Genomic DNA, 19172 nt, shown 5'->3' with positions numbered 1-19172 from the left:
ACATAGGCATACAGAGATGCGGAGGAATCGAAGCCGGTGAGTGGCTTACGGCTCTAGCGAAAAGACTGGACGGAGGAGACGTGTCGGGAAAGCGCAATTTGATCAGGTCGGGCACGACCGTCGATCAGATGGTGAGGGCGATCAGCGACCGGATCGTCACCGGTTTCCTGCGCCCGGGCGAAAAGCTCGACGAGGCCTCGCTCGCCGCCCGCTTCGACGTCTCACGCACGCCGATCAGGGAAGCGCTCAGCCGGCTCAGCGCCATGGGACTGGTCGAACGACGGCCGAACCGCGGCGCCACCGTTGCCGTGGTGACGCAGGAGCACCTCGCCTCGATGTTCGAAAGCATGGCCGAGCTTGAAGCGATCTGCGCGCGGTTCTCGGCCGAGCGCATGACCGCTGGCGAGCGCCGCACGCTAGAGGCCGAGCACCAGGCCTCGGCGCGCTTCGTGCAGCTCGGTGCCGAAGAAGAGTATGAGCTTTTCAACACCGAATTCCACACCCGGCTCTATCGCGGCGCCCACAGCAAGCACATTTATGAACTGACCGTCATGACCCGCGGCCGCCTGGCGCCGTTCCGGCGCGCGCAATTCATGCTGCCCGGCCGGCTAGCCCAGTCGTGGCAGGAGCATGACGCCATCGTGACAGCAATCATGCGCGGCGACAGTGCGGCGGCCGGAACAGCCGCCAAGGATCATGTCTCGATCGTCAGCGAGGCGAGCGCCGTCTTTGCCATCGGCGATCGCCCCAAAGGCAGGACCGAGCCGTTCCCGACATCGGCTTCCTAACCATCAATCGACCAGCACGGCGACCACGGCAGCGCAGTCGCCGGCCTTGACCAGCCCCGGAAAATGCCGCGCCGCCAACAGACCGGACATTTTGGCCCGGATCTCCTGCGACGCGCCGCCGGTGCGGCCTATGGAATGGATACGTGCCAGCACCTGGTTCTCTGCCACCGGCTCGCCGAGATCGATCATGGTTTCGATCATCCCGTCGTCCTCGGCGAACGAGAAGCAATCGCCGGACGGCATGTCGAGCCAGCGGGTTGGCTGCATCTCGACCGCGCCGGCGACGATGCCGGCATGACGCAGCACGTTGAGCACGCCGCGACGTGCGATCCGCACCGTTTCCGCGCGCGAAGTCCCGCCGCCGCCAAGCTCGGTGGTGATGAACAGCTTGCCCATCTCTTCGGCGGCAGTGTCGAACATGCCGACCGCGTCGATCTCCAGCATTTTCATCGACCAGGGTGCGGAGAAGGCTTCAACCGCAGCGAAACCCTTCGCTTCCAGCACCTTGTCGGGCCGGATGTGGGCGGCGCAGAACGGCACGAAGTCGAGCGTCTTGCCGCCGGAGTGGAAGTCGAGCGCGATGTCTGTACGGGGCAGAAGCTCGCGCTGGAAATAATCGGCGATCTTCTCGGTCACCGTGCCGTCGGGCCGGCCGGGAAAGCTGCGGTTTAGATTGCCCTTGTCGATCGGCGAGGTGCGTGTGCCGGCGCGGAACGCCGGATAGTTCATCGCCGGCACGATGATGATCGTGCCGCTGACTTGCTTCGGGTCGAGCGTACGGGCGAGATCGAAGAGCGCCAGCGGCCCCTCATACTCGTCGCCATGATTGCCGCCGGTGAGCAATGCGCTCGGCCCCTTGCCGTTGCGGATGACGCAGATCGGGATCATCACCGATCCCCAGGCGGAATCGTCGCGGCTGTAAGGCAGGCGCAGGAAACCGTGCTGCACGCCGTCGCGCTCGAAATCGACGGTCGGCGTGATCGGTGACGGGCGAAGGCTGGACATCGGGCTCAATTCTTCACCACCAGTTTGCGCGGCACATTCGCCAGGCACTCGACGCCCGTCTCGGTGATCAGGATGGATTCGGTGATTTCCAGCCCCATCGTCTCAAGCCACAAGCCGGTCATGAAATGGAAGGTCATACCGGGCTTCAACTCGGTGCGGTCGCCTGGACGCAGGCTCATCGTGCGCTCGCCCCAGTCAGGCGGATAGGAAAGCCCGATCGGGTAGCCGGTGCGGTTGTCCTTGACGATGCCGTACCGCTTCAGCACCGCGAAGAAGGCGTTGGCGATGTCCTCGCATGTGTTGCCAGGCTTGGCGGCGGCAAGTCCCGCCTCCATGCCTTCCAGCGTCGCCTCTTCGGCATCGAGGAATTCCTGCGTCGGTTTACCAAGGAACACGGTCCGCGACAGCGGGCAGTGATAGCGGTTGTAGCAGCCGGCGATCTCGAAGAAGGTGCCCTCGCCCGATTTCATCGGCCTGTCGTCCCAGGTCAGATGCGGCGCCGATGCGTCGGCGCCCGACGGCAGCAGCGGCACGATCGCCGGATAGTCGCCGCCGATGCCGTCGATGCCGCGCGTGCCGGCATCGTAGATCTCGGCGACCAGGTCGCATTTGCGCATGCCGACCTCGATCTTGTCGACGATGCGCTCGTGCATTGCCTCGACGATGCGGGCGGCTTTGCGCATGTAGTCGATTTCGGTCGGGCTCTTCACTGCGCGCTGCCAGTTGACGAGTGCCGTGGCGTCGACGAAGCGGGCATTGGGTAAGTGCTTCTGCAGCGCTGCGAAGGCAGCGGCCGAGAACCAGTAATTGTCCATCTCGACGCCGATGCTGAGCTTGCCCCAGCCGCGATCGGAGAGCACGCTGGACAGAAAATCCATCGGATGGCGCTCGGTCGACTGCACATAGTGGTCGGCATAGCCGATGATGTTGTCGTGCGCGAGATAGGCGGTGCGCTTGGCGCCATTGGCGTCCTGGCCGCGCCCGTACCACACCGGCTCACCCGACGGCGGCACGATGACAGCCTGGTGCACGTAGAACGACCAGCCGTCGTAGCCGGTCAGCCACGCCATGTTGGACGGATCGCTGACGACGAGCAGATCGACGCCCTTGGCCTCCATTGCCTTCCGCGTCTTGGCGAGGCGCTCCGCATATTCGCCGCGCGAGAATTTCAAGTTGGGCTGCATTGTTCTTGGTCCTCGTTTGTTGGGCCTTGCGGCCAGCATCAGCTTTCGAAAATCGTACCGGTCTTGGCTGCACGCGCACGGTCGCGGGCGAGCGTGGCGATCGCCGTGTCCTGCACGCCGGTGCCGGTCAGGTCGGCAATGGTGATGTCGCTGTCCGAGCGCCGGCCATGCCTTTCGCCGGCGATGATGTGGCCAAGCTCGGTGATTTCGGCATCGGACGCCATCACGCCCGCCGCGATAGCATGGTGCAGTTCGCCCAGCCGGCGCGTCTGTTTGGCGCTATCGGCGACGTAGAGATCGGCCATGCGCAGGATCGCCGGCGCGATCTCGTTCTTGTGCTCGGCATCCGAGCCCATGGCAGTGATATGCTGGCCGGCGGAGACGAAGCCGGCCTTGATCAGCGGCTCGGTCGACGGCGTCGTGGTGACGATGATGTCGGCATCGGCCGCAGCCTTTGCCGCGTCGGGCTCGGCGTGAACGGCGATGCCCAGTCTTTCGGACAATGCGTCGGCCGCGGCCTCGGCCTTGGCGGCATCCCTTGCCCAGATGCGACCCTCGGTGATCGGCCGCACCAGCATCAGCGCTTCGAGCTGCAGTCCGGCCTGAACACCGGCGCCGAAGATCGCGGCAACGGAGGAACCCGGCCGCGACAGATGCTTGGCGGCAACCGCGCCGGCCGCCGCCGTGCGGATGTCGGTGAGATAGCCATTGTCGAGCAGCAGCGCCTCGACCAATCCGGTTTTCGCCGACAGCAGCACCATCATACCGTTGACGCTGGGCAGGCCGAGCTTGGGATTATCGAAAAAGCCGGGGCTGATCTTGATCGCAAAACCGTCGATACCCGGTACATAGGCGGTCTTGACGTCGACCTCGCCGCGATGCTCTGGAATGTCCAGCCGCAGGATCGGCGGCATCGCCACCGGCAAGGTAGCGAGCGCCCGGAACGCATTCTCGACGCAGGCGACGGCATCGAGATCGAGCTTCACGATCTTGCGCAATTCACCTTCGGTGAGGATCGTCATACGGCTCATGCTGCGCTCTCCGCAATTGCTTCGCCGCAGATGATCTTGCGGTGCAGTGTCATGTCGATGTTGCGGCCGGACAGCACGAGCACCGTCGGGCCGCTCGCCCTGACCTTGCCGGCACGCACGGCCGCGATGCCGACCGCGCCGGCGCCTTCGACGATCTCGCGCTCCTGTTCATAGGCATGGCGGATGCCGGTGGCGATCTCGTCCTCGCTGAGCAGGATCACATCGTCGAGCAGGTCGCGGCACATGGAAAAGGTCAGCCGGTTGTCGAGGCCTATGCCGCCGCCGAGGGAATCGGCCAGCGTCGGCAGTTCCTCGACCAAAACCGGATGTCCGGCGTCGAGGCTCGCCTTCATCGCCGCACCGCGCGCCATTGAAACGCCCATCACCTTCGTCGCCGGGCTGACGCCCTTCACGGCAGCAGCGACGCCAGCCGCCAGCCCACCGCCGGAAAGCGGCACCAGCACCAAGGCGGCGTCCGGAACCTGTTCGATGATCTCCAGCCCGAGCGTGCCTTGCCCGGCGACAATGGCAGGATGGTCGAAGGGCGGCAGCATGATCAGCCCCTCTTCCGCGACCAGCCGTTCGACCTCCCGCTGCGCATCGTCCTGGCTGTTGCCGACGATGCGGATCTCGGCGCCGAGCCGACGGATCTCGTCCAGCTTGTTCTGCGGCACCAGCCGCGACATGCAGATCGTCGCGTGGATGCCTTGCAGTCGAGCGGCATAGGCAAGCGCCCGGCCGTGGTTGCCGGTCGAGGCAGCGACGACGCCACGCGCCCTCTCCTCGTCTGTCAGCCAAGCGATAGCGTTCGAGGCACCGCGCAGCTTGAAGGCGCCGGTGGTCTGCCAATGTTCGAGCTTGAGATAAACAGGAGCGCCCAAGTGCTGGGAAAGACTCCGAGAGGTGACGGTCGGCGTACGCTCGACCTTGCCTGCGATGCGCTCGCGCGCGGCCCGGATGTCGGAGAGGCTTATCCTAGACGTGGTCATGGCTCTGCAATCAGTTCAACGGCAGCGTCATCAGACGGCCGAATTCAGGACGCGGCTCGTCGTCGCCGCAAAGGCGCAGGCAATTCCAGGCCGTCGCCTGGTTGCTGGTGACAACAGGGCGGCCGATTGCCTCTTCCATGCCCACAACCGCCGCCGCCGACCGCAGCGCCGTGCAGGACACGAACAGCGCGTCGGCCTGCGGGGCCATCGCGTCACGGGCAAGGTCGACCAAGGATTTCGGCGCAATCCGCGCCATCTCGCGATCATCCTCGAAGCCGAGGCAAGTGAAGCTGACGATTTCGAAACCATGCTCGCTGAAATAGGCCGCCATCGGCCGGCTGGTCTCGACCGTATAGGGAGTGAGGATGCTGATCGTCTTGGCGCCCAGCGCCTTCAGGCCGCGCACCCCGGCCATCGGCGGCGTGACCACCGGCACGCCGGGCTTGGCGGCCTGCACCGCCGCCTCGATTTCGGCATCGCCGATCACGACGGAAGCTGAGGTGCAGGAATAGCAGATCGCATCGAGCGGCTCGTCGGGCAGGATCAGGGCCGCGGCCGCCGTCAGTGACGGCTGCATCTTGCGCAAATTGTCCGGCGTCGTCGGGTTGGCGTAGGGGATGCGCGCGACATAGACGCCGATGCGGTCGCTTGCCACCATGCGGTGAAAATCCGGTTCGCTCGTATGGTCGGTGGCAAGGATGATCAGGCCGACCCGCTTTTCCAGCGGACGCGCATCGAGCGCCGGCCGGGCCGAGTGCAGGCGGATATCGGGTGCAGCGCTCATCGTTCGATCCGCCCATAACGGTGTTCCAGCCAGCGCAGCAGCACCACCGAGAACAGGCTGATGGCGAGGAAGAAGGCGCCGACCAAGGTGATCGGTTCGATATACCGATAATAGGTATTGGCGACGCTCTTGGCCTGGTTCATCAGTTCCAGCACTGTGATCGCCGACAGCAGCGGAGTCTCTTTGAACATGGCGATGAAATAATTGGCAAGCGCCGGGATCATCGGCGGAATTGCCTGCGGAATGATGATGTGTGTCCAGGTCTGCGTGGCGTTCAGATTGCAGGCCTTGGCCGCTTCCCACTGGCCGCGGGGCACATTGTCTATGCCGGCGCGGTAGACCTCGGCCGTGTAAGTTCCGTAATGCAGCCCGAGACCGATGACGCCCGCCACCAGCGGCGGCAACAGGATGCCGAAATCCGGCAGCACGTAGAAGATGAAATAGAGCTGCACCAACAGCGGCGTGCCACGGATGAACTCGGCAAGGAAACCGACGGTGCGCGACAGAGCCCTGTTCGGCGACCGGCGCGCCAACGCGATGCCCAGCCCAACGATGGCCGCCAGCACCGAGCCGAGCAGCGTCGCCAGGATGGTGATCTTCACCCCCTCGATCAGCGTCGGCAGGATCTGCCGGACAAAATCCCAATCCCATTCCATTAGCAGGCCCGATCCATCATACGCGCACCCCGTCGAGGCCACGCGCCATGCGGCGTTCCAGCGACCGCACGCCCCATGAGATGAGCAGCGCCAGGACGAAATAGATGACGAGGATGGTGCTGAACGGCACCAGAGTATTGCCGGTCTGCGAGCGCACCACCTGCGCCTGGAAGGTCAGGTCGGCGAGCGAGATCAGCGAAACGACGGCGGTGGCCTTGAGCAATTCAATGGCGTTGTTGCCGAAGGTTGGCAGCATCACCAGAAGCGCCTGCGGCAGGATGATATGGCGCATGGCTTGCCAGCGGCCGAGATTGAGTGCGGTGCAGGCCTCATATTGTTCGCGGCCGATAGACTTGATGGCGCCACGCACCACTTCCGCCGCATAGGCGCCGACATTGAGGCCCAGCGCCAGCACCCCGGCCTGCAGCGGCGTCAGCGAGATGCCGGCAAAAGGCAGCACGAAATAGGCCCAGAACAGCTGCACGAAAATCGAGGTGCCGCGGAAGAACTCGATATAGGCGGTGGCCAGCGCCCGCAGCACGAAAAACCGCGACAGCCGCCCCAGCCCGGCAAGAAAGGCCATGATCAAGGCCAGCACCGACCCCATCAGCGTCAACTCGATGGTGACGAGTGCTCCTTGCAATATCAGGCCGAAATAGCCGGACCATTGGGTCATTGGGTCGAAAGTTTCCGCGTTGAATGTCTAGCGACACGTTGGTTCCAGCGTCCTTCTCCCCGTTTACGGGGAGAAGATGCCGGCAGGCAGATGAGGGGCAGCGCGAACCAACCGGAGTATGGCGCCGCCCCTCATCCGGCCCTTCGGGCCACCTTCTCCCCGTGAACGGGGAGAAGGAAGAACGCACCTACTTCGCCGAGCAGAGCTTGTCGCGGCTCGTCGACATTGCCGCCGCCGCCGAGAAGCCGTAAGGCTCGATGATCTTGGCGAACTCGCCGGACTTCTTCAGTTTCGCCAGCTCGACATCATAGGCGTCGCGCAGCGCTTCGTCGCCCTTCTTGAAGGCCGCGCCGTCGCAATAGACCGGCGCACCGACCACCGGCGCGATGACTTCGAGGTTCGGATCATTGGCTTTCTTGACCAGGTCGTTGATCGACAGCACGGGCAGCGAATAAGCATCGATGCGGCCGTCCTGCAGCATCTTCAGGCCGCTCTGGCCGTCCGGCACGACGATGACGCGCTCGCGCGGCACACCTGCGGTGAGCACAAGCTTCTCTTCAGTGCCGCCACCCGGCGCGCCGATCGTGGCGCTCGCGTCCTTCGCGACGTCCTCGTAGCTCTTGAAGCCCTTCGGGTTGCCCTTCTTCACCAGCATCGCCTCGGCGTCGCACAGCACCGGTTCCGAATAGGCGACCGCAGCACAACGTTCCGGCTTCATGAACAGGCCGGCAGTGACGACGTCGAAACGGCCGGCCTGCAGGCCGGGAATCATCGCGCCATATTCCGAGATCGAGGCGACGATATCGTTGACGCCAAGGCGCTTGAAGATTTCACGGGCAACGTCAGGCGCCGCACCCGAAACCTTGCCGTCGGCAGCGACCGCCGTATAGGGCGGCTCGTTGGCGATGGCGACGCGGGCAAAGCCTTGCGCCTTGAGCTCTTCGAGCTTGCTGTCGTCGGCCGAGCCGGCCGTCGAGGCGGCCAGCACCGCCGTCAGCGCGATACCGGCGACGCCGGCCAAAATGGCAAATTTCTTCATTGTTCCCAACTCCTTGTTTGTCTGTCTTCTTGGCTTGCTTGAGGCGTCGCCGCCTCGCATGGCAGTCAGACCCGATGTCCGGCCGCAATGATCTTCTTCAGGAAACCTTGCGTGCGCTCCTGTTTGGGATGGCGGAAAATCTCGTCGGGCTTGCCCTCCTCGACTATTCTGCCGCGATCGAAGAACAGCACCCGGTCGGCGAAGTCATGGGCGAAACCCATCTCGTGGGTGACCAGCAGCATGGTCATGTCGGTCTCGGCGGCGAGCTTGCGCATGACGTTGAGCACCTCGTCGACGAGTTCCGGGTCGAGCGCCGAGGTGACCTCGTCGAACAGCATGATCTTCGGCGACAGCGCCAGCGCCCGCGCAATCGCGACGCGCTGCTTCTGGCCGCCTGAAAGCTGCGCCGGCATCGCCTTGGCCTTGTCGACCATGCCGACCATGTCGAGCAGTTCCATCGCCCGCTTTTCGGCGGCGGCCCGCGGCACGCCTTTGGTCAGCATCGGTGCCAGCGTCACATTGTCGATGACGCATTTGTGCGGAAACAGATTGAACAGTTGGAAGACCATGCCGATCTTCTGGCGCATCTTTGCCAAATGCCGTTCATCGGCCGTCAGCAGCCGGCCGTTACGCTCCATGTGGTACAACTGTTCGCCGTCGACCTGGATGTGGCCGCTGTCGATACGCTCCAGCGTCATCAGGATGCGCAGGATCGTCGTCTTGCCCGAACCCGATGGACCGATCAGTGCCAGCTTCTCGCCGGGCATGACTTGCATCGAGAGGCCGTCCAGCACCTTGAAGGTGCCGAAGCTTTTTGAAATGCCGTCGATCTTGATGATGGGAGCCGACAATGAATTTCCCGTGCTGGAGAAGCTTGCCTTTAACGATGCGGATCGCGGCAAATCATGTCAATCAAGAAAATAATATCATGACAATATTTCGGATTCCGCACAATTTCGCGCCATTTGTCGCCTAGATCGCAAGCAGGAGATGCTCGGGATCGCCGAGCAGAAGCTTGGTGACAACGCCGAGACCGGCACGCAGTTCCCCCTCCGTGGTCGAGCCAAGCGAAATCCGCACAGCTGGATGCCAAGGCGTCTGCGAAATGCGAAACGACGTACCGGGCGCGATCGCCACGCCCTGCAGGCGGGCCTGGGAAACAAAGCTTTCCTCACCGCGGTCATCGGGCAGTTGCAGCCAGACATGCAGCCCGTCGCGATGAGCGCGATAGTCCACTCCGGCAAGCACCTCGGCGGCTATGTCCAGACGCCGCCGCAAAGCCAGGCGCTGCCATCGCACGAGTTCCATCGCGGTGCCGTCGGTCACCCATTTGGTGGCGATCTCGGCCACCAACGGCGTCGCCATCCAGTTCGAGACGAGATGGCGATTGGCGACCGCGGCGACATAACGATCGGGCGCCGCGAGATAGCCGATGCGCAGGCCCGGCACCACGATCTTGGTGAAGGAGGTGACGTAGAGCGTGCGCTCGGGCGCGAAGGCGGCTACCGGCGGCGGCCGGTCCTCGACCAACGGGCCGAGGACGTCGTTTTCGATAACGGCGATGTCATGCCTGCGCGCAACGGCGGCAATCTGTTCGCGCCGGCCGGCATCCATCATGGTGGCCGTAGGGTTGATCACCGACGGCTGCACGAACACGGCGCGGATGTCCGACAGCCGGCAGGCCTCGTCCAGCGCTTCCGGGATCAGCCCATTGTCGTCGATCGGCAAACCCTCAAGGTTGAAGCCGAGATAACGCGCCAGCGGGATCAGCGTGTGGTGGCCGATCGCCTCGGTGGCGACGGTCGAACCCGGCGGCGCCACGCTCATCAGCGCCACTGTCATCCCTGCGGTGGCGCCGTTGGTCAGGCTGATGTTCTGCGGCGACGCGTCGAGGCCACAGAGGCGTAGCCACTCGACACCCACCGCGCGGTGGCGCGGGAACACCATGTTCGGCCTGAACGACAGCGCCGAGCTCGACGGCAGGTTTTCGGCGAGCCAGCCCAGCGCCTGTCTCAGCCGCTCCAGATGCATCGGTTCGCAGACCGGCTTCAGGATGGAGAGATCGATGACCTCGCCCAGCCGCTCCGGCAGATAGGGGGGCTCCGGCTCGCGGCGCTGTGTCTGCACGAAGCTGCCGCGGCCGACCTCGCCGGACACCAGCCCGCGGCGGATCAGCTCCTCATAGGCGCGGCTGACCGTCTGCACGGAAAGTTGCAGATCGTCAGCCAACTGCCGGTGCGTCGGCAACCGAGCGCCATTGGCCAGGCGCCCGTCATGGATGGCGCGCGCGAACTGGTCGGCGAGCGATTGATAGGCCGGCCGCCGGATAAGAGCGGGATCTGGTCGCCAAAATGTCATGACTTATTAGAGATCGAAATCAGTGCAATTGACAATCGAAATAATGCGCCGTCATGGTGTCCGGCACTGGAAGTGGGCGATCATGGCTGCAGCGAAACTCGATCCGATCGATCTGAAAATCCTCGACGCCATCCAGCGCGACGGGCGCATCACCAAGCTGGCGCTGGCCGAGAAAGTCGGCCTGTCGCCGACGCCGTGCTGGATGCGGCTGCGCAAGCTGGAAAAGGCCGGCATCGTCTCGGGCTACCATGCCAGGATCGCCATGCGCGCCATCGCGCCGGTCGCTACCGTGCTGATGGAGGTGACGCTGGCTAGCCACCGCCAGGCCGATTTCGACCGTTTCGAGCGCGTCATCCGCGACATCCCCGAGATCGTCGCCTGCTGGTCTGTCGGCGGCGGCGTCGATTACCTGCTGAAGGTGATGGCGCGCGACATCGACGCCTATCAGCGGCTGGTCGACACTCTGCTCGAACGCGAGATCGGCATCGACCGCTATTTCACCTACATCGTGACCAAGACGGTGAAGGAGGAGAGTGTGCTGCCAGTGGCGGATCTGTTGCCGGCATCTTCCTGATACCGGAGAGATCGTCTGGCTGGGCAGGGCAATAGAGACAATCTCTCTACGTGCGGGCACGCAAACAGCCTCTCTGTTTGCGCGGCAGAGATAGTCTTGCGGCATCACCCGAACCGGGAGCCCGATGATGTCCGCACATTTTGCCCGCTCGCACCGCCATGAAGCACTTGATCGCCTTACCGACCGGCGGCTGCTGCGCGAACTCGCCTATGTCGCTGGCCACTGGACGGCGAGCGAGACCGCGGAGAGTTTCGAGGTGACCGATCCGGCCACCGGATCCACCGTCGCTTTCGTTGCCGCGCTCGATGCCCGGCAGACCACATTGGCGATCGATGCGGCATCGCGCGCCTTTCCTGCCTGGCGCGCATTGCTGCCGCAGGAACGGTCGAAAATCTTGCGAAAATGGTTCGATCTGATCGTCGCCGCCAAAAATGACCTGGCCATGCTGATGACGCTAGAACAAGGCAAGCCGCTGAAGGAATCGCGCGGCGAGATCGACTATGCCGCCTCTTTTGTCGAATGGTATGGCGAGGAGGCCAAACGTCTCAACGCCGAAAGCGTCACCAGCCATCTGCCAAATGCCGAGATGGTGGTGCGACGCGAACCGCTTGGTGTCGTCGGCGTCGTCACGCCGTGGAATTTTCCCGCGGCCATGCTGACCCGCAAGGCGGCGGCCGCGCTTGCCGCCGGCTGCACCATCGTCGCGCATCCTTCGTCGGAAACACCGCTGTCGGCGCTGGCGCTGGCCGAGCTTGGCGAACGCGCCGGCCTGCCGGCTGGCGTGTTCAACGTTCTCACCGGCAAGGCTTCGACCATCGTTGGGCGGATGTGCGAAGACGCTCGCGTTCGCGCCATGAGCTTCACCGGCTCGACCGAGATCGGCAGGCTGATCGCCGCACAGAGTGCGTCGACGATGAAGCGTCTGGTGCTGGAACTCGGCGGTCATGCGCCGCTGATCGTCTTCGCCGACGCCGATCTCGACAAGGCTGTCGCCATTGCGGTCGACGCCAAATTCGCGACCTCCGGCCAGGACTGCCTCGCCGCCAACCGCATCTATGTCCAGCGACCGCTCTACGATCGGTTCTGCGCTGCTTTCGCCAAACGCGTCGAGGCATTGCGGACCGGCAATGGCCTGGCCGACGACACCGAAATCGGACCCTTGATGCACGAACGCGCCGTCAAGAAGGTCGAGGAGCAGGTGGCCGATGCGCTCGCCAAAGGCGCGCGCTGCCTGACCGGCGGCAAGCGCCATTCCGCCGGGCCGCTGTTCTACCAGCCGACCCTGCTTGCCGACGTGGGAGACGACGCCCTGATCATGCGCGAGGAGACCTTCGGTCCGGTTGCTGCCGTGACGTCCTTCGACAGCGAAGAGGAAGTCGTCGCCCGCGCCAATGCCACCGAATACGGCCTCGTCGCCTATGTCGTCACCGAAAACGGCGGTAGGCAATTGCGCATGGGCCGCGCGCTCGACTATGGCATGGTCGCCATCAACCGCGTCAAGATCACCGGCGCGCCGATCCCTTTCGGCGGCGTCAAGCAGTCCGGCATCGGCCGCGAGGGCTCGCGTCATGGGCTCGAAGCCTTTACCGATCTCAAATATCTCTGCCTCGACGTGGCGTGAGCCGCCCCGACAATTTCCCTCAGGAGTTAAAAATGCTCGACCAGTCAAACGAACTCGCCGCCTGGGACCGCGATCACTTCTTCCATCCCTCGACCCATATGGGCACCCACGCGCGTGGCGAGAGCCCGACCCGTGTGATCGCCGGCGGCGAAGGCGTCACCATCTGGGACAACAACGGGCGCAAAAGCATCGATGCCTTCGCCGGGCTCTACTGCGTCAATGTCGGTTATGGCCGCCAGAAGATCGCCGACGCCATCGCCGCGCAGGCCAAGAATCTCGCTTATTACCATGCCTATGTCGGGCACGGCACCGAGGCGTCGATCACGCTGTCCAAGATGATCATCGACCGCGCGCCGCAAGGCATGTCGAGGGTCTATTTCGGGCTCTCCGGTTCAGACGCCAATGAAACCAACATCAAGCTGATCTGGTACTACAACAACGTGCTCGGCCGGTCCGAGAAGAAGAAGATCATCTCGCGCTGGCGCGGTTATCACGGCTCCGGCATCATGACCGGATCGCTGACCGGCCTCGACCTGTTCCACAACGCCTTCGACCTGCCGCGTGCGCCGGTCCTGCACACCGAGGCGCCCTACTATTTCCGCCGCGCCGACCGCTCGCTGAGTGAAGAGCAGTTTTCGCAATACTGCGCCGACAAGCTCGAGGAGATGATCCTCGCCGAAGGGCCGGAAACGGTCGCCGCCTTCATCGGCGAGCCGATCCTCGGCACCGGCGGCATCGTGCCGCCGCCAGCCGGCTATTGGGAAAAGATCCAGGCGGTGCTGAAGAAATACGACGTGCTTTTGATCGCCGATGAAGTAGTCACCGGCTTCGGCCGATTGGGTACCATGTTCGGCTCCGACCACTACGGCATCAAGCCCGACCTGATCACCATCGCCAAGGGCCTGACCTCGGCCTATGCGCCGCTCTCCGGCGTCATCGTCTCCGACAAGGTGTGGCAGGTGCTCGTCCAAGGCTCCGACAAGCTCGGCTCGCTCGGCCATGGCTGGACCTATTCGGCGCATCCGATCTGCGTGGCCGCCGGCGTCGCTAACCTGGAACTGATCGACGAGATGGACCTGGTGCGGAACGCCGGCGAGACCGGCGCCTATTTCCGCGCCGAGCTGACGAAAGCCGTCGGTGGCCACAAAAACGTCGGCGAGGTGCGCGGCGACGGCATGCTGGCAGCAATCGAGTTCGTCGCCGACCGGGACGACCGCGTGTTCTTCGACGCCTCGCAAAAGATCGGACCGCAGGTCGCGACCACCCTTGCGGCAAGCGGCGTCATCGGCCGAGCCATGCCGCAGGGCGACATTCTCGGTTTCGCGCCGCCGCTCTGCCTGACACGGCAAGAGGCCGACATCGTCGTCTCCAAGACGGCCGACGCGGTGAAGAGCGTGTTTGCCAGTATCTGAAGAACCTACATGAATGCCATGACCAACACCCTCCCCGCCACCATGGCCGCCGTGCAGCTGATCGGGCACGGCGGACCGGAAAAGCTCGTCTACCGCACCGACGTCAAAGTGCCCTTGCCCGCTCCGGGCGAGGTGCTGGTCAAGGTCACCGCTTGCGGCATGAACAACACCGATGTCTGGGTGCGCCAGGGCGCCTATGGCACTGAGGAGGATGCAGCCGCGGTGTCGACCTGGCGTCGTCAGGGCAACACACTGACCTTCCCGCGCATCCAGGGCACCGACACGGTCGGCAACATCGTTGCCGTCGGCGACGGCGTGTCGCCGGCCCGCATCGGCGAGCGGGTGATGGTCGATTTCTCCATCTACAATCGCGACGACGATTCACTCGCCGACATCGACTATATGGGCCACGGCCGCGACGGCGGCTATGCCGAATACCAGACAGTGCCTGCCGAGAACGCCCATGTCGTCAGCACCGATCTGAGTGATGTCGAGCTCGCCACTTTCTGCTGCGCCTATCTCACCGGCGAGCAGATGCTGGAACGCGCCGCATTGAAAGCCGGCGAGCGGGTGCTGGTCACCGGCGCCTCGGGCGGCGTCGGCTCAGGGATCGTGCAGCTGGCGCGGGCACGCGGCGCCATTCCCTATGCCGTTGCCGGCAAGGGCAAGGAAAAGGCGGTGCGTGATATCGGCGCCGAGGCGGTGATCACCCGTGGCGTTGCCGATCTGCCGTCCGCGGTCAGCGAGGCGACCAAGGGCCAGCCGATCGACGTGGTGGCCGATCTCGTCGGCGGCGCGATCTTCAACGACCTGCTGCGCATCTTGAGGCCGGAAGGCCGCTATACCACGGCTGGTGCAATTGCCGGCCCGGTCGTGCAGCTGGATCTGCGCACCATGTACCTGAAACAGCTGCAACTGCATGGCTCAAGCCAGGGCACACGCGCGGATTTCCGCCGCATCGTGCGTTACATCGAGGAGAAGAAGATCCGGCCACTGGTCGGCGGCGTCTACAAGCTCTCCGATTTCCATCGCGCCCAGGCCGATTTCATCGCCAAGGATTTCGTCGGCAAGCTGGTCGTTGTGCCGGATGCGGTCGGCGTCGCTAAATAGCACGATCAGCTCTGCGATCGGACCTGCTTGGCGGCAGCCTCGAGCGACCGTTCAAACGCGTCGATCACCTGGTCGACCTGAGGCTCGGTGATGATCAGCGGCGGGCAGAAAGCCAGCGCATCACCCATATTGCGCGAGATGACGCCGTTCTGCTGCATGAAGCCGTTGACGAGCCCGCCCAGCGCCCCGACCGTGTCCCACGGCGCCTTGTTCGGCTTGTCGCCGACCAGTTCGACCGCCGCGATCAGGCCGACGCCACGCACCTCGCCGACAAGCGGGTGCGAAGCGAGTGTGCGCAGCCGCTTCTGCATATGCGCACCGACTGTGCGCGCATTGCCGACAAGGTCGCGCTCCTCGATCAGCTTCAGGTTCTCGAGCGCGACTGCGGCCGCAACCGGATGGCCGCCGCCGGTGAAACCGTGGCCGAAAGTGCCGATACGATTGCTTTCATCGGCGATCGGCTCGAATACCTTGTCGTTGATCAGCAGGGCCGAGATCGGCAGATAGGACGAAGAGATCTGCTTCGACAGCACCATGATGTCAGGCCTGATGCCGAAGGTCTGCGAGCCGAACATCTCACCTGTTCGGCCAAAGCCGCAGATCACCTCGTCGGCGATGAGCAGGATGTCGTATCTCGACAGCACCGCCTGTATCTTCTCCCAGTAGCCGGCCGGCGGAACGATGACGCCGCCGGCGCCCATGATCGGTTCGCCGAAGAAGGCGGCGATGGTTTCCGGTCCTTCGGCCAGGATCAGCTTTTCCAGCTCGTCGGCGAGCCGCGTCGAAAACTGCTCTTCGCTTTCACCCGGCAGCGCCTCGCGCCAATGGTGCGGCGTCGAGGTGTGCAGCACATTGGCAATCGGCAGGTCAAAGGAAGTGTGGTTGTTGGGCAGTCCGGTCAGGCTTGCCGAGGCGATGGTGACGCCGTGATAGCCCTTCTTGCGGCTGATGATCTTCTTGCGCGCCGGCTGGCCGAGCGCATTCGACCGGTACCAGATCATCTTCATGGCCGTATCGTTGGCCTCGGAACCGGAATTGGTGAAATACGCCTTGCTCATCGGCACCGGCGCCATCTGCACCAGTCTCTCGGCGAGATCGATCAGCGGCGAATGCGATTTGGAGCCGAAATCGTGATAGTAAGGCAGCTTCGACATTTGCCGTACTGCCGCATCGACCAGCCGCTTCTCCGAAAAACCGACCGCGACGCTCCAGAGCCCCGCCATCGCCTCGATATAGCGGTTGCCGGCAAGGTCCTCGACATAGATGCCGTCGCCCTTCTCGATGACGAGCGGCCCCGACTCCTGATGCTTGCGCGCATTCGTATAGCCATGCATGTGAAAGCTTATGTCGCGGGCTTCGGGTGAATTCGGTCGTGCGTCCATGACGGCTCCTGTGCTGCACGCGAAACAGTCCTGCCGCCGGTCCGGCTCAGAAGGTCCCCGTGCGTTATGCCTTTGATGCATCTTTCTCGAACGGTATGGTGTCAAGCGCTTTCGACAGGGCCAGCGGATGGGTGGACGCATGCAGAACTTCGGCTTGACCTAACCGTGGACCATGTCGACTGCATTGTCGCCGGCGCCGGTGTTGTAGGCCTGGCGATCGCGCGAGAGATGGCGCAGCGCGGCATCGATACGCTGGTCCTGGAAGCCGAGAACGCTATCGGCACCGGGACAAGCTCGCGCAACTCCGAGGTCATCCATGCCGGCCTCCACTATCCGGTTGGATCGCTGAAAGCCCGGTTCTGCGTGGCCGGCCGGGAAAGACTCTATCGCTATTGCGAGGAGCGGGCGATCCCGCACGCGCGCTGCGGCAAGCTCATCGTTGCCACAAATGCCGAACACGAGCCGGTGCTCGCCTCAATCCGGGCCAATGCACGCGCGTGCGGCGCCGGCGACCTGGTGCCGTTGCGCGAAGCCGAGGCGCATGCGCTGGAGCCCAGCCTTAGGTGTACGGCAGCGTTGCTGTCGCCGGCCACCGGGATCATCGACAGCCATGCCCTGATGCTCGCCTTGCTGGCTGATGCCGAAGCGCACGGGGCGGCACTTAGTCTCAACACGCGCATCGCCTCCGGCCGCATCGAAGCGGGCCGCGTCGTGCTCGAGACGGTGGACGCTGCCGGCGGCGAGCGCTTCGAGATCGCCACTCCGCGTTTCGTCAATGCCGCCGGGCTTGGCGCGGCAGCACTTGCAGGTTCGCTTGAAGGGCTCAATCAGCAATTCGTGCCAAAGCTCCATTATGCCAAGGGCAATTATTTTTCGGTGACCGGCCGGGCGCCGTTCTCGCGATTGGTGTATCCGGTGCCCGAACCCGGCGGGCTCGGTGTTCATCTGACGCTCGATCTCGACGGCGTCATCCGCTTCGGGCCGGACGTCGAATGGACCGATCAACTCGACTATCGCGTCGACCCGGCTCGTGGCGAGCGCTTCTACAGCGAGATCCGCAAATACTGGCCGGAGCTGGCCGATGACAGCCTGCAGCCCGCTTACAGCGGCATCCGGCCAAAACTGTCCGGTCCCGGTGAGGCCAATGCCGACTTCGTCATCCAGGACGTGGCGGTGCACGGCGTGGATTGCCTGGTCAACCTGTTCGGCATCGAAAGCCCCGGCCTGACCTCCTGCCTGGCGATTGCCGACCATGTCGCGCAGCGCCTCGCGCCGAACTTGTAGCGTGCGGCGCCCCATGCAACGATCTGCACCGTATCAAGGCGCATTGCGTGAACTTTCAGGCGCAAGTCGCCTATGAGGCACATCGCGCACTTGCAGCCCGCTCCGCGCTCTGATTCCCTGCATTCTGGGCTTTCCTGATTCGCACTGCCCGGTTCAAAGTTTTCGCAGTGCGCCCGGGACAAGCTTCCAGCGACCACTCGGCGTATCCAGGGAGAACGGCAATGAACACCGCGACGAGGCCGGTAATCTCGGAGATGAGGCCCAAGATCACCGTCGTCGGGGTCGGCGGCGGCGGCGGCAACGCCGTCAACAACATGATCGCCGAAGGCCTGCAGGGCGCGGAATTCATCGTCGCCAACACCGATGCCCAGGCCCTTGCCATGTCGAAGGCAACGAGGCTGATCCAGTTGGGCGCTCATATCACCGAAGGTCTCGGCGCCGGGTCCCTGCCCGAGGTCGGCCGTGCCGCGGCCGTGGAATCCATCGACGAGATCATGGATCACCTTGCTGGAACGCATATGTGCTTCGTGACCGCCGGCATGGGAGGCGGAACCGGCACCGGTGCCGCGCCTGTCATAGCGCAGGCAGCACGGGCAGCCGGAATACTGACCGTCGCCGTCGTTACCAAGCCATTTGTCTTCGAAGGCAGGCGCCGCATGTACGCTGCCGACGAGGGCATCGAGCGCCTGCGCGAAAGCGCCGATACCGTCATCGTCATCCCCAACCAGAACCTGTTCAGGATCGCCGACGCCAGAACCACGTTCGCCGACGCCTTCGCCATGGCCGACCGGGTTCTTTATGCGGGTGTCTGCTGTATTACCGATCTGATCGTCAAGGAAGGCCTGATCAATCTCGACTTCGCCGATGTAAAGTCGGTGATGCGCGACATGGGCCGCGCCATGATGGGGACCGGCGAGGCCGCCGGAGAAGGCCGCGCCAAGAAGGCGGCGGAAGCGGCAATCGCCAACCCGCTGCTCGACGAAGCTTCGATGATGGGCGCCAAAGGCGTCCTTGTCTCGATATCGGGCGGCATGGACATGACGCTGTTCGAAGTCGACGAAGCCGCAACCCGCATCCGCGAGGAGGTCGACAACGATGCCGACATCATCGTCGGCGCCATCTTCGACAAGGCACTCGCCGGAAAATTCAGGGTATCGGTCGTGGCGACCGGCTTGCGGCGTGGCCTGGAGATTCCACTGCTTGCCGAACCGGAAGTTCGCATGAACTGAACGCGTATCGCTGACTACCAGCCTCGCGTCACCAGAGCCGCGCGCCGTCG

The 19172-nt window shown here is 63.9% G+C and carries 18 protein-coding genes; 7 read left to right on the top strand and 11 right to left on the bottom strand.

The genetic code is table 11. The features are described from left to right. The first annotated feature begins 128 nt into the window (after window positions 1-128). Window positions 129-788 (top strand): GntR family transcriptional regulator, encoded by a 660-nt coding sequence (locus NKH50_RS16790; protein ID WP_023677208.1) that lies wholly within the window; start codon window positions 129-131, stop codon window positions 786-788. Between the two features lie 3 nt (window positions 789-791). Here NKH50_RS16790 and doeB read toward each other — a convergent pair whose 3' ends face one another. The 10 genes from doeB to ehuR form a co-directional block, all read right to left on the bottom strand. Continuing rightward, window positions 792-1793: a N(2)-acetyl-L-2,4-diaminobutanoate deacetylase DoeB gene (doeB, locus tag NKH50_RS16785; RefSeq protein WP_352879938.1), complete on the bottom strand. Its 1002-nt coding sequence runs from the start codon at window positions 1791-1793 to the stop codon at window positions 792-794. Window positions 1794-1798: 5 nt separating this feature from the next. Continuing rightward, complete coding sequence (gene doeA, locus NKH50_RS16780) at window positions 1799-2977, bottom strand: ectoine hydrolase DoeA (protein ID WP_352879936.1); 1179 nt, start codon at window positions 2975-2977, stop codon at window positions 1799-1801. A 38-nt stretch (window positions 2978-3015) separates the two neighbouring features. After that, the gene (locus tag NKH50_RS16775) at window positions 3016-4008 is read right to left on the bottom strand and encodes a cyclodeaminase (protein ID WP_352879934.1); all 993 of its coding nucleotides are present in this window, start codon (window positions 4006-4008) and stop codon (window positions 3016-3018) included. Further along, window positions 4005-4997 (bottom strand): hydroxyectoine utilization dehydratase EutB, encoded by a 993-nt coding sequence (gene eutB / locus NKH50_RS16770; protein ID WP_352879932.1) that lies wholly within the window; start codon window positions 4995-4997, stop codon window positions 4005-4007. The genes NKH50_RS16775 and eutB overlap by 4 nt, the downstream gene beginning before the upstream one ends. 10 nt (window positions 4998-5007) lie before the next feature. Continuing rightward, a complete protein-coding gene (gene eutA, locus NKH50_RS16765; RefSeq protein ID WP_352879930.1) occupies window positions 5008-5781 on the bottom strand; it encodes an ectoine utilization protein EutA in 774 nt (257 codons plus the stop codon). Continuing rightward, window positions 5778-6437, bottom strand: a complete 660-nt coding sequence (gene ehuD, locus NKH50_RS16760; RefSeq protein ID WP_023677202.1) for an ectoine/hydroxyectoine ABC transporter permease subunit EhuD — start codon at window positions 6435-6437, stop codon at window positions 5778-5780. Before ehuD ends, eutA begins: the two co-directional genes overlap by 4 nt. Before the next feature lie 16 nt (window positions 6438-6453). Continuing rightward, window positions 6454-7113 (bottom strand): ectoine/hydroxyectoine ABC transporter permease subunit EhuC, encoded by a 660-nt coding sequence (ehuC, locus tag NKH50_RS16755; RefSeq protein ID WP_023720654.1) that lies wholly within the window; start codon window positions 7111-7113, stop codon window positions 6454-6456. Between the two features lie 187 nt (window positions 7114-7300). Beyond that, the gene (ehuB, locus tag NKH50_RS16750; RefSeq protein WP_352879928.1) at window positions 7301-8152 is read right to left on the bottom strand and encodes an ectoine/hydroxyectoine ABC transporter substrate-binding protein EhuB; all 852 of its coding nucleotides are present in this window, start codon (window positions 8150-8152) and stop codon (window positions 7301-7303) included. 65 nt (window positions 8153-8217) lie between these two features. Next, window positions 8218-9003, bottom strand: a complete 786-nt coding sequence (gene ehuA / locus NKH50_RS16745) for an ectoine/hydroxyectoine ABC transporter ATP-binding protein EhuA (RefSeq protein WP_023677199.1) — start codon at window positions 9001-9003, stop codon at window positions 8218-8220. Between the two features lie 121 nt (window positions 9004-9124). Further along, the gene (gene ehuR, locus NKH50_RS16740; RefSeq protein ID WP_352879926.1) at window positions 9125-10510 is read right to left on the bottom strand and encodes a MocR-like ectoine utilization transcription factor EhuR; all 1386 of its coding nucleotides are present in this window, start codon (window positions 10508-10510) and stop codon (window positions 9125-9127) included. 82 nt (window positions 10511-10592) lie between these two features. On the opposite strand from ehuR, the gene NKH50_RS16735 reads away from it, so the two are divergent. From NKH50_RS16735 to NKH50_RS16720, 4 genes are all read left to right on the top strand, one after another. Continuing rightward, window positions 10593-11084, top strand: a complete 492-nt coding sequence (locus tag NKH50_RS16735) for an Lrp/AsnC family transcriptional regulator (RefSeq protein ID WP_352484028.1) — start codon at window positions 10593-10595, stop codon at window positions 11082-11084. Window positions 11085-11211: 127 nt separating this feature from the next. Beyond that, a complete protein-coding gene (locus tag NKH50_RS16730; protein ID WP_352879923.1) occupies window positions 11212-12705 on the top strand; it encodes an NAD-dependent succinate-semialdehyde dehydrogenase in 1494 nt (497 codons plus the stop codon). Between the two features lie 32 nt (window positions 12706-12737). After that, window positions 12738-14117 (top strand): aspartate aminotransferase family protein, encoded by a 1380-nt coding sequence (locus tag NKH50_RS16725; RefSeq protein WP_352879921.1) that lies wholly within the window; start codon window positions 12738-12740, stop codon window positions 14115-14117. A gap of 9 nt (window positions 14118-14126) precedes the next feature. Further along, entirely contained in the window at window positions 14127-15227 is a 1101-nt protein-coding gene (locus tag NKH50_RS16720; RefSeq protein WP_352879919.1) for an alcohol dehydrogenase family protein, read from the top strand. 5 nt (window positions 15228-15232) lie between these two features. On the opposite strand, the gene NKH50_RS16715 is transcribed toward NKH50_RS16720, so the two are convergent. Beyond that, window positions 15233-16609 carry an aspartate aminotransferase family protein gene (locus NKH50_RS16715; RefSeq protein WP_352879917.1) on the bottom strand — a complete coding sequence of 459 codons (1377 nt, stop codon included), beginning with the start codon at window positions 16607-16609 and terminating at the stop codon, window positions 15233-15235. A gap of 165 nt (window positions 16610-16774) precedes the next feature. On the opposite strand from NKH50_RS16715, the gene NKH50_RS16710 reads away from it, so the two are divergent. Both NKH50_RS16710 and ftsZ read left to right on the top strand, forming a co-directional pair. Beyond that, complete coding sequence (locus NKH50_RS16710) at window positions 16775-17893, top strand: NAD(P)/FAD-dependent oxidoreductase (RefSeq protein ID WP_352879915.1); 1119 nt, start codon at window positions 16775-16777, stop codon at window positions 17891-17893. 221 nt (window positions 17894-18114) lie between these two features. Continuing rightward, window positions 18115-19122, top strand: coding sequence for a cell division protein FtsZ (gene ftsZ / locus NKH50_RS16705; protein ID WP_352879913.1), 1008 nt, complete (start codon window positions 18115-18117; stop codon window positions 19120-19122). Window positions 19123-19172 lie beyond the last annotated feature (50 nt).

It is taken from the genome of Mesorhizobium sp. M1027 (assembly GCF_040318745.1).
Classification (GTDB): domain Bacteria; phylum Pseudomonadota; class Alphaproteobacteria; order Rhizobiales; family Rhizobiaceae; genus Mesorhizobium.
Note: the sequence above shows the minus strand (reverse complement) of the source record. Positions and strands in the feature narration are given on the sequence as shown.

Coding starts and splice junctions, on each gene's coding strand:
- NKH50_RS16725 (WP_352879921.1), top strand. CDS start 12,738: ATGCTCGACCAGTCAAACGAACTCGCCGCCTGGGACCGCGATCACTTC.
- NKH50_RS16720 (WP_352879919.1), top strand. CDS start 14,127: ATGAATGCCATGACCAACACCCTCCCCGCCACCATGGCCGCCGTGCAG.
- eutA (WP_352879930.1), bottom strand. CDS start 5,781: ATGAGCGCTGCACCCGATATCCGCCTGCACTCGGCCCGGCCGGCGCTC.
- NKH50_RS16735 (WP_352484028.1), top strand. CDS start 10,593: ATGGCTGCAGCGAAACTCGATCCGATCGATCTGAAAATCCTCGACGCC.
- ehuD (WP_023677202.1), bottom strand. CDS start 6,437: ATGGAATGGGATTGGGATTTTGTCCGGCAGATCCTGCCGACGCTGATC.
- doeB (WP_352879938.1), bottom strand. CDS start 1,793: ATGTCCAGCCTTCGCCCGTCACCGATCACGCCGACCGTCGATTTCGAG.
- ftsZ (WP_352879913.1), top strand. CDS start 18,115: ATGAACACCGCGACGAGGCCGGTAATCTCGGAGATGAGGCCCAAGATC.
- ehuC (WP_023720654.1), bottom strand. CDS start 7,113: ATGACCCAATGGTCCGGCTATTTCGGCCTGATATTGCAAGGAGCACTC.
- ehuR (WP_352879926.1), bottom strand. CDS start 10,510: ATGACATTTTGGCGACCAGATCCCGCTCTTATCCGGCGGCCGGCCTAT.
- ehuB (WP_352879928.1), bottom strand. CDS start 8,152: ATGAAGAAATTTGCCATTTTGGCCGGCGTCGCCGGTATCGCGCTGACG.
- NKH50_RS16790 (WP_023677208.1), top strand. CDS start 129: ATGGTGAGGGCGATCAGCGACCGGATCGTCACCGGTTTCCTGCGCCCG.
- NKH50_RS16775 (WP_352879934.1), bottom strand. CDS start 4,008: ATGAGCCGTATGACGATCCTCACCGAAGGTGAATTGCGCAAGATCGTG.
- NKH50_RS16730 (WP_352879923.1), top strand. CDS start 11,212: ATGTCCGCACATTTTGCCCGCTCGCACCGCCATGAAGCACTTGATCGC.
- eutB (WP_352879932.1), bottom strand. CDS start 4,997: ATGACCACGTCTAGGATAAGCCTCTCCGACATCCGGGCCGCGCGCGAG.
- doeA (WP_352879936.1), bottom strand. CDS start 2,977: ATGCAGCCCAACTTGAAATTCTCGCGCGGCGAATATGCGGAGCGCCTC.
- NKH50_RS16715 (WP_352879917.1), bottom strand. CDS start 16,609: ATGGACGCACGACCGAATTCACCCGAAGCCCGCGACATAAGCTTTCAC.